Annotated in this window: 13 protein-coding genes; all 13 read right to left on the minus strand. The window is 69.6% G+C overall.

The genetic code is table 11. From position 1 onward, the window contains the following. Positions 1-462 (minus strand): ribonuclease HII (locus KME77_RS08310; RefSeq protein ID WP_219463633.1); only part of this gene is annotated, 462 nt, incomplete at its 3' end. A 125-nt stretch (positions 463-587) separates the two neighbouring features. Continuing rightward, entirely contained in the window at positions 588-1,178 is a 591-nt protein-coding gene (gene lepB, locus KME77_RS08315; protein ID WP_219463636.1) for a signal peptidase I, read from the minus strand. Continuing rightward, positions 1,178-1,978, minus strand: coding sequence for a signal peptidase I (gene lepB / locus KME77_RS08320; RefSeq protein WP_372451153.1), 801 nt, complete (start codon positions 1,976-1,978; stop codon positions 1,178-1,180). Before lepB (KME77_RS08320) ends, lepB (KME77_RS08315) begins: the two co-directional genes overlap by 1 nt. A 199-nt stretch (positions 1,979-2,177) precedes the next feature. Then, complete coding sequence (rplS, locus tag KME77_RS08325; protein ID WP_219463640.1) at positions 2,178-2,540, minus strand: 50S ribosomal protein L19; 363 nt, start codon at positions 2,538-2,540, stop codon at positions 2,178-2,180. Positions 2,541-2,678: 138 nt separating this feature from the next. After that, positions 2,679-3,458 (minus strand): tRNA (guanosine(37)-N1)-methyltransferase TrmD, encoded by a 780-nt coding sequence (gene trmD, locus KME77_RS08330; protein WP_219463641.1) that lies wholly within the window; start codon positions 3,456-3,458, stop codon positions 2,679-2,681. Continuing rightward, positions 3,458-3,958 (minus strand): ribosome maturation factor RimM, encoded by a 501-nt coding sequence (rimM, locus tag KME77_RS08335; protein WP_219463644.1) that lies wholly within the window; start codon positions 3,956-3,958, stop codon positions 3,458-3,460. Before rimM ends, trmD begins: the two co-directional genes overlap by 1 nt. A gap of 62 nt (positions 3,959-4,020) precedes the next feature. Continuing rightward, positions 4,021-4,266, minus strand: a complete 246-nt coding sequence (locus KME77_RS08340; RefSeq protein WP_043634919.1) for an RNA-binding protein — start codon at positions 4,264-4,266, stop codon at positions 4,021-4,023. Between the two features lies 1 nt (position 4,267). Next, the gene (gene rpsP / locus KME77_RS08345; RefSeq protein WP_219463645.1) at positions 4,268-4,762 is read right to left on the minus strand and encodes a 30S ribosomal protein S16; all 495 of its coding nucleotides are present in this window, start codon (positions 4,760-4,762) and stop codon (positions 4,268-4,270) included. 295 nt (positions 4,763-5,057) lie between these two features. Further along, a complete protein-coding gene (ffh, locus tag KME77_RS08350; RefSeq protein WP_219463647.1) occupies positions 5,058-6,605 on the minus strand; it encodes a signal recognition particle protein in 1,548 nt (515 codons plus the stop codon). 187 nt (positions 6,606-6,792) lie between these two features. Beyond that, entirely contained in the window at positions 6,793-7,383 is a 591-nt protein-coding gene (locus KME77_RS08355) for a GTP-binding protein (protein ID WP_219463648.1), read from the minus strand. Further along, complete coding sequence (locus tag KME77_RS08360; RefSeq protein WP_219463654.1) at positions 7,364-7,711, minus strand: DUF742 domain-containing protein; 348 nt, start codon at positions 7,709-7,711, stop codon at positions 7,364-7,366. Before KME77_RS08360 ends, KME77_RS08355 begins: the two co-directional genes overlap by 20 nt. A 59-nt stretch (positions 7,712-7,770) precedes the next feature. Next, positions 7,771-8,193 carry a roadblock/LC7 domain-containing protein gene (locus KME77_RS08365; protein ID WP_020546542.1) on the minus strand — a complete coding sequence of 141 codons (423 nt, stop codon included), beginning with the start codon at positions 8,191-8,193 and terminating at the stop codon, positions 7,771-7,773. Continuing rightward, positions 8,190-9,601, minus strand: a 1,412-nt coding sequence (locus KME77_RS08370; protein ID WP_219463651.1) for a sensor histidine kinase, incomplete at its 5' end; no start/stop codon positions are given. The genes KME77_RS08370 and KME77_RS08365, both read right to left, overlap by 4 nt.

The following is a 9,601-nucleotide window of genomic DNA, read 5'->3' on the forward strand; positions in this document are numbered from 1 at the left end:
CGAGCCCGCCGCCACGCAGGCGCCCACCTGGTCCCCCTTCCACACCGCCAGCGACGGCGCCGGCAGGCCGGGGACGGGGAACCCGTCCGTGAGGATGTACCCCGGGTCACAGGTCAACTGCGCCACGGCCCGCCGCATTCCCGACACGTTGCTCTTGTGCAGCCCCCGCGCGTCGATCTCGGCCGGTGGGATGACGATCACCCCGACGTCCGCCGTGGCCGTGATGAGCGAGTACAGCCGCTCCCGTACGGCCGGCGCCAGCAGCTTCGAGTCGTTCAGCCCGTCGATCGGCTTGCGCAGCACGACGGCGGCGACGACCAGGGGCCCGGCGCAGGCTCCCCTGCCTGCCTCGTCGACCCCCGCGATGGGGGTCAGGCCCCTGCGGGCAAGCGCCCGCTCGTAGGCATAGAGTCCGGAATCGCGTCGGACAACGCTGGGCCGAGGGCGGAACGCAACTGTCATGACAAGAGGCAGCGTACGCCCCAATCGCCGCAAACCGCGAACGGTTGACCTTGACGGGCCGCGAGGAGGCCGCCGGGAGGTCCGCGAAAGGCCACGGCAGAGCCGCGCCGCCCCTCCGGCACCGGCTACTTGACCTTGTCGAACGTGTCCGGCCGGATGAAGATCGAGCCCCGTGACAGCGGCCAGTAGCGCATCACGGCCTTGCCGATGACCTGGTCCTCCGCGATGAACCCGCCCCCCGGCTCCTCCACGTGGCTGCGCGAGTCGGCCGAGGCGCTGCGGTGGTCGCCCATCAGCCACAGCTTGCCCTGCGGCACCGTGTACTTGAACGTGTCGCCCGACGGGAAGTCGCCCGGATACAGGTAGGACGTCTCGTCCAGGGGCGTGCCGTTGACGGTGACGCGCTTCTTGGAGTCGCAGCAGGCCACCTTGTCGCCGCCGACGCCGATGACCCGCTTGATGGTGTCCTCGCCGTTCCAGCCCTTGAACACGATGATGTCGCCGCGCTCGGGCTTGCCCGCCAGCTTGTTGACGAACACCCGGTCGTTGATCAGCAGGGTGTTCTCCATCGACTCCGAGGGGATGTAGAACGACCCGACGACGAACGCCTGGAGCAGCAGCGCGATGCCGACACCGACAATGAGCAGGAGGATCGTCTCGCGAAAGCTGCCCTTTTTCTTCTTCTCCACCGCCTCCGCCTTCTTGGTGACGGCCATCAGCGCCCCTTGCTACGTCGGCGCCGACGGATCAGCACCAAAGGTACGGCTCCCACGAACCCGGCGACCAGCGGGACGGAGCCGCCCAGAGCCTGCAGAGCCGGTTGTGCGAAGGTGTCCGGGATGTCCAGGCTGGTCGCCCGGTCGAACGGCCAGACGATCACGAAGGCCCGGCCGACCACCTGTCCTTCGGGGATCGAGCCGCCGCCGGGATCACCCTGGTGCGCGCGGGAGTCGAGCGACACCGACCGGTGGTCGCCCATCACCCACAGCCGGCCGTCGGGCACCTTGATGTCGAAGAACCTGTCGGAGGGCACGTTGCCCGGATAGAGGTAGCCGCCCTCGTCGATCGCCGTGCCGTTGACCGTGATGCGCCCCTTGGAGTCGCAGCACTTGACGTGGTCGCCGCCGACGCCGATGACCCGCTTGATGTAGTCCTTCTCGCCGGGGACGACGCCGAACGCGGTGCCGACCCAGCGGAAGAACGCCGCGATCGGGTTGGAGGGCTCCTCCATCTCGAACTCGCCGTCCCACGAGTCGACGCCCGAGAACACCACCACGTCACCACGCTCGATGTCGCGGGTGTGGTAGACGATCTTGTTGACCAGAACTCGGTCGTTCTTGAGAAGAGTGTTCTCCATCGACTCGGACGGAATGTAGAAGGCCTGGATCACAAAAGTCTTGATGATCAGGGCCAGCACCAGCGCCACGACGACCAGGACGGGCAGCTCTTTCCAGAACGAGCCCTTCTTGTCCTTCTTGCCGCCTTTAGCCGGCTTCTGAGTCTCTTCCGCGACCACGTCCACCTCGTCCTCGACAGGGCGGCGCGCCGCGCCGTTCTCCTGGTTTTCGCTAGTCCTCGCTGACGAGCCTAGATGATGCATCGGCTCGACAAGCCTCGACCGACGTTACACCCGCACCCGGGCGCTCCTCATAAAGGAAACGCCCCTGCAAAGCCGAATGGCCCGCACGAAGTGCGGGCCACAGGAAACGCGGGTGTCACTTCGAGGGGACAGCCTCACGCTTCTCGCGGATGCGAGCGGCCTTGCCGCGCAGGTCACGCATGTAGTAGAGCTTGGCGCGACGCACGTCACCGCGGGTCACGAGCACGATCTTCTCGATGACCGGGCTGTGCACGGGGAAGGTCCGCTCGACGCCGACGCTGTAGCTGACCTTGCGGACCGTGAAGGTCTCGCGGGCGCCGCTGCCCTGACGGCGCAGCACAAAGCCCTTGAAGACCTGGATACGGGAGCGGCTGCCTTCGACCACTCGTACGTGAACCTCGAGCGTGTCACCGGGGCGGAAGCTCGGCACGTCGCTGCGCAGCGTCGCCTTCTCGAGCTCCTGGATCTTCGTGTGCATGAGAGCTAATCCTCAAGTCCTCGCGAGCACGCGGAGGTCCACCCGGCCTGAGCTCGCGGCGGACGCGCCTGCTGATGTGATGAACCCGGGACCGTTTCCCGGGCATGCCAGACCAACAACTGGAAGTTGGTGGCTGAGTCAGTCTGCCATATGTTCCGGCCCGACGCGAAACGACAGCTCTTCCAGCAGCCGCCGGTCGTGCTTGTCGAGGCTGCCGGGGTCGAGCGCCGAGGCCAGTTCGGGCCGGTTGGCGACCGTACGGCGCAGCGCCTCGTCACGCCGCCACCGCGCGACCTTCCCGTGGTGCCCGGACAGGAGCACGGGGGGCACCTCGTGCCCCCGCCAGAGCGGCGGCTTGGTGAACACGGGGCCCTCGACCAGGTTCCGCATGGCGCCGGGCGCGAAGGAGTCGTCGGCGACCGAGCACGCGTTGCCGAGCACCCCGGGCAGCAGCCGGCCGATGGCCTCCACCATCACCAGCACCGCCACCTCGCCGCCGGCCAGCACGTAGTCGCCGATGCTGACCTCGTCCACGCGCAGCCGGGCCCGGTACTCGGTCATGACGCGCGAGTCGATGCCCTCGTAGCGGCCGCACGCGAACAGCAGCCACGGCTCCTCCGCCAGCTCCTGCGCCAGCTCCTGGGTGAACGGCCGGCCGCTCGGCGTCGGCACGATCAAGCGCGGCGCGCCGTCGCCCGTCACCTCGTCGATGGCCTCGCCCCACACCTCGGGCTTCATGACCATGCCGGGGCCGCCGCCGTACGGGGTGTCGTCGACCGTCCTGTGCACGTCGTGGGCCCACTCGCGAAGCTGGTGCACCCGCACGTCGAGGGTGCCGCGCTCGCGGGCCTTGCCGATGAGGGAGACGCCGAGCGGCGCGAAGTATTCAGGGAAGATCGAGATGATGTCGAGCCGCATCACAGCAGCCCCTCGGGCGGGTCGACGACGAGCCTGCCGCCGTCGAGGTCCACCTCGGGCACCAGTGCCTTGACGAACGGGACGAGCGCGTCGTCCTGCCCGTCACGCCGTACGACCAGCAGGTCCTGGCCGTGGTGGAGCACGTCGGTGACCTCGCCGACGGACTCGCCGGAGACGGTCACGACGGTGAGCCCGATGAGCTGGTGGTCGTGGAACTCGTCGGGGTCGTCGGAGGGCGTCACCTCGGCGGAGTCGATGACCAGCATGGTGCCGCGCAGCTCCTCGGCCGTCCCTCGGTCGCCCACGCCGGCGAACGCCAGCAGCAGCGTCCCCTTGTGCCAGCGCCGGCCCTCGACGACCAGCGGGCCCCGGTCGGCGGGGTCGGTGGTGATGGCCGTCCCGACGGCGAAGCGGATCTCGGGATCGTCGGTGCGCACCTCCACGGTCACGTCGCCGCGTACTCCGTGCGGGCGGCCGATCCGGCCGACGACCAACTGCACCTGAACTCCTAACGCAAGCGCCCCCATCGGCGTGAACCGATGAGGGCGCGGGACACCTGACGCTAACGGACGGCTTCGTGCAGGTCGAGCAGGTCGACCCGGACGTACTTCCCGTCGGCCAGGGCGTTCACGACGGTGCGCAGCGCCTTGGCGGTGCGCCCACCGCGTCCGATGACCTTTCCCAGGTCCTCGGGGTGCACCCGGACCTCCAGGACGCGCCCGCTGCGGATGCGGCGTGCGCGGACCCGGACATCGTCGGGATGTTCGACGATGCCCTTCACGAGGTGCTCGAGAGCCTCCTCGAGCACCTCAGGCCTCGCCCTCGGTCTTGGTCTCGGGCGCGGCCTCAGCCTTGGCTTCGGGCTTGGCCTCAGTCTTGGCCTCAGCGGCGGGAGCGGCCTCGGCCTCGTCCTTCTTCCTGGCCTTCCTCGGCGTGGTGGCGGCCGTGCCGGTGTCGCCACCGGACAGCGTCTCCTTGGCCGCGGCCTCGTAGAGGGCGTGACGGTCGGCGGCCGGCTCGGCGACCTTCAGCGGCGCAGGGGCGGGCTCGCCCTTGAACTTCTGCCAGTCACCGGTCAGCTTGAGCAGCTTGAGCACGGGCTCGGTCGGCTGTGCGCCGACCCCCAGCCAGTACGCGGCGCGCTCGGCGTTGACCTCGATGCGCGAAGGGTCTTCCTTCGGGTGGTACAGGCCGATCTCCTCGATCGCCCGGCCGTCACGCTTGGTGCGGCTGTCGGCGATGACGATACGGTACTGAGCGTTGCGGATCATGCCGAGCCGCTTGAGCTTGATCTTGACTGCCACGGGTGTGGTCTCTCCTGCATTCGGGCGTGGGTGAACGGCATCTCATCGAGTGGGGCACGATGGGAGTCCGCTCCAGGGACAAGCGTGGCCGGCGGGAGGTGAGAGGGCACCCACCTGGTCACGGTGTTCCAACATGTCATTGTGCCAGACGCGAGGGACTGCCCACGACCCGTGACGCGAGGTCTCCCCACGCGACTTAGCCCTAGATACGGACATATGCCGACACTTCCGCCTGGGATGCGCTTTCCGCCAAGGCGGCGGCCCCGGTACGGATGACGGTGGCCGCCGCGCCCCTCTACTTCTGGCCCGGCAGGTTCAGCTTGCTCGGGTCGAACCCCGGCGGCAGCTCGATCCCCGGCGGCAGCTTGCCGCCCAGGTTGCCCAGCAGCCCGCCCTTGGACGGCTGCGGCTCCGCGGGCGCGGACTCGGGCTTGCCGAGCGCGGCCTTGCGCGGGTCGCCACTGACCCGCCGCCCCTTCTTGCCCTTCTTCTGGGCCTTGGAGACCTTGCCGCGCCCCCCGGGCATGCCCGGGATGCCCATGCCGCCGGCCATGCGCTTCATCATCTTCTGGGCCTCGAAGAAGCGGACGACCAGGTTGCTGACGGCGGTGACGGTCACGCCGGAGCCGGCCGCGATGCGGGCGCGGCGCGAGCCGTTAATGATCTTCGGATCCTGGCGCTCGCCGGGCGTCATGGAGCGGATGATGGCTGCGATGCGGTCGAGGTCGCGGTCGTCGATGGAGTTGAGCTGGTCGCGCATCTGCCCCATGCCGGGCATCATGCCGAGCAGGTTCTTGATGGGGCCCATCTTCTGGACCATCATCATCTGCTCGAGGAAGTCCTCGAGCGTGAAGTTCTCGCCCGAGGTGAGCTTGCCGGCCATCTTGGCGGCCTGCTCCTCGTCGAACGTCTTCTGCGCCTGCTCGATCAGGGTGAGGATGTCACCCATGTCGAGGATGCGGGAGGCCATGCGGTCGGGGTGGAAGGCGTCGAAGTCCTCGAGCTTCTCACCTGTCGAGGCGAACATGATCGGCCGGCCGGTGATGTGCCTGACCGACAGGGCGGCGCCGCCGCGGGCGTCGCCGTCGAGCTTGGTGAGCACCACGCCGTCGAAGCCGACGCCGTCCATGAAGGCCTGGGCCGTGTTGACGGCGTCCTGGCCGATCATGGCGTCGACCACGAACAGCACCTCGTCGGGCGTGACCGCGTCGCGGATGTCGGCGGCCTGGCGCATCATCTCCTGGTCGATGCCGAGGCGGCCGGCGGTGTCGATGATGACGACGTCGTGCTGCTGGCGCTTGGCCTCGTCGATCGAGCGGCGGGAGACCTCGATCGGGTCGCCGACGCCGTTGCCGGGCTCCGGCGCGTAGACGGCGACCTGGGCGCGCTCGCCCATGACCTGGAGCTGCTGCACGGCGTTGGGGCGCTGGAGGTCGGCGGCCACGAGCAGCGGCGCGTGGCCCTGCTCGCGCAGCCACCTGGCGAGCTTGCCCGCCAGCGTGGTCTTTCCCGAGCCCTGCAGACCCGCCAGCATGATGACGGTCGGCGGTGTCTTGGCGTAGCGGAGCCTGCGCGTCTCGCCGCCGAGGATGGCGATCAGCTCGTCATTGACGATCTTGACGACCTGCTGGGCCGGGTTGAGCGCCTGGGACACCTCGGCGCCGCGGGCGCGCTCCTTGACCTGGGCGACGAACGCCTTGACCACCGGGAGCGCGACGTCGGCCTCAAGCAGGGCGATGCGGATCTCACGGGTGGTGGCGTCGATGTCGGCGTCGGACAGCCGACCCTTGGATCGGAGGGAGGAGAAGACCGATGTCAGCCGGTCGGAAAGCGTCTCGAACACGTGGTAGGCCAGTCCTCGAAGCGGATGTGGGTCTCATAGCCAGCCTATCCGCTCCGGCAGCCGTCTCAGCCGGGCCGGCGAAATCAACGTACGAACGACATCACGTACGAACGACGTCATGGCATGAAAAATCACCAGGAAGACCAGTGGGCGGGATCCCCAGCACCCGCCCTCCCGCGTACGCGGGTCAGCCGCCGCTCCAGCCGGGCACCGCCATCCGGACCGTGAGCGCGTGCTCGACCAGGTTGATCAGCGCGCTCTTGACGGAGTCCTTCGAGCGCGCGTCCAGCCGTACGAGCGGGATGTGCGGCGCCAGCGTCAGAGCGTCGCGCACCTCGTTGTCACTGTGCGGGTAGGACCCGTCCCAGCCGTTGACGCCCACCACGAACGGAAGCTGCGCCTCCTCGAAGTAGTCGATGGCGGGGAAGCTGTCGGCAAGACGCCGCGTGTCCACCAGCACCACCGCGCCGATGGCGCCCCGGACCAGGTCGTCCCACATGAACCAGAACCGATGCTGCCCGGGCGTGCCGAACAGGTAAAGGATCAGGTCACGGTCGAGCGAGACCCGGCCGAAGTCCATGGCCACGGTCGTGGTGGACTTCAGCGGCGTCATGCCGAGATCGTCGATGCCCGCCGAGGCGTCCGTCATGACGGCCTCGGTGGTCAGGGGCATGATCTCCGACACCGCGCCGACGAACGTCGTCTTGCCCACCCCGAAACCTCCGGCCACCACGATCTTCGTCGAGGTGAGGCCGGGGCTAGAGCCTGCGAAGTCCACTGAGCACCCTTTCGAGCAGGTTGACGTCTGGGCGTCCGGCATCCAGCTGCGGCTGGTGCACGCGTACCAGACCTTCGGCCGCCATGTCGGCGATCAGCACGCGCACCACGCCGAGCGGGATCCGCAGCAGGGCCGAGACCTCGGCCACCGACCGGACCTGCCGGCAGAGCTGGCTGATCGCCTGATACTCCGGCGTGATGTGGGAGAACTCCCGGTGCTCGGCCGTCGCCGACGAGACCAACGCCTCCATGGCGAGCTTGACCCGCGGCGCGGTGCGTCCTCCCGTCACGGCGTAAGGACGGACCGGCGACGCGGGATCGGAGCTCAGCTGCGGCTGAGGCTGGGGCTCCCAGCCGCCACTGTTCCACCTTGGGTCCGTCACCTACATCACCTGGTCTGGCTGGCGCGCAGCTCGGCGCGCACCGCCGGAGTCAGTACCTGACCGGCACGATCGACCATGAGCGTCATCTGGTACGCGACCAGCCCCATGTCGCAGTCGGGCGCGGCCAGCACGGCCAGGCACGAGCCGTCGCTGATCGACATGATCAGCATCAGCCCGCGCTGCATCTCGACGATGGTCTGGTTGACCGCGCCGCCCTCGAACACCCTGGCCGCGCCCTGCGTCAGGCTGACCAGCCCGGACGCGATGGCGGCCAGCTGATCGGCCCGATCGGCGGGGAAGCCCGACGATGCCGCCAGCGGCAGACCGTCGGAAGAGACCACGACCGCATGGGCGACGCCTGGAACGGTGCTGACGAAGTCGGTGATCAACCAGTCGACTCCGCGTGCCGCGTGACTCAGGTCGTTCATGCGCCCTCCTCCCTGCTATCGATGGGTCTCGGACCGCTGGGATGGGACCGGCCCTCGGTAATGTCCTCGCGTGCCGCGCGGAAGCCCTGCTGGAAGCTGGACAGGCGGCTGCGGACCCGGTCGGGCGAGACGGAGGGCATCGGGGCGACGCCCTTCGGCGCCGAGGCGGTGTCCGCGGAACCCGGCACGAGGTTGGCCTTGGGCACCCGCTTGGGCAGCCCGGCGGCCGTCGCGCCGTCACGTGATGGTTCGACCGCGGCCTCGGCGGCGCTCCAGCCGGCGTCGGCCTTGGCCGACCCCCAGCTCGCGCCCTCTCCGCTGTGCTCGAACCAGGCCGACTCCACCGAGGCGAAGATCGGCAGGTACTCGTCGCCCGCCGAGGACGGGTTGACCACCGGGATGGGGCCGGTGGCGGCCGACTCCGTCTCCGGGAAGTCGTAGCGGGGCCTCGGCGGCGGACTGGAGTCCATCCGGTCGCCGAAGCTCCAGTTCGACTGCGACTGGTCGCCGGTGGGCCGCTTGGGCAGGCCGTTGTCGGCCCCCCAGCCGGGGCCGCCGCCGAGGCCGCCGCCGCCGAGCCCGCCACCGCCGCCGCCCGTGTTCGGGTTGCGGGAGGGCACCCACACGTCGGAGGTGTCGTAGCCGCCGCTGCTCGCGCGCGGGTCGGACGGCCAGCCGTTGACGTCGGACGGCCACTGCGGCATGCCGCCCCAGGCGCCCGCGGGCTCCGGGTTGGACGGGTACGACGGGTGGTTCGGGCCCATCTGGTAACCCGAGCCGTTCTGCTGCCACTGCGGAGGAGCGGGCGGCGCGGCGGGGGCCGGAGCCGCGTAGGTCTCCTCGCGCACGGGCATGGCGCCCTGCGTGTTGCCGGCCGCGTACGCCGGGGACTGGCTGCCGAGCAGGCTCTCGGGCACCAGGACCATGGCGGTCAGGCCGCCGGAGCCGTGCGGGCGCAGCTGTACGCGGATGCCGTGGCGGTGCGCCAGGCGGGCGACCACGAACAGGCCCATGCGGCGCGACACCGACACGTCCACGATGGGCGCGTCGGTGAGGCGGTCGTTGGCCTGGGCCAGCTCGTCCTGGGTCATGCCGATGCCGGAGTCGGTGATGGACAGCATGACGCCGCCGCCGTCGATCCGGCTGCCGGACACGGTGACCCTGGTCTCGCGGGGCGAGAACGACAGGGCGTTCTCCACCAGCTCGGCGAGCAGGTGGATGACGTCGTTGACGGCCTGGCCGGCGACGGAGACGCCGTCGGGGACCTGGAGGACGACGCGCTCGTAGTTCTCGACCTCCGAGAGGGAGGCGCGGGCGACGTCGACCAGCTTGACCGGCTGGCTCCAGCGCCGCGGCGGGTCCTGCCCGGCCAGGACCAGCAGGTTCTCGCTGTTACGGCGCATACGGG

The organism is Nonomuraea rhizosphaerae (assembly GCF_019396405.1).
Taxonomy (GTDB): domain Bacteria; phylum Actinomycetota; class Actinomycetes; order Streptosporangiales; family Streptosporangiaceae; genus Nonomuraea; species Nonomuraea rhizosphaerae.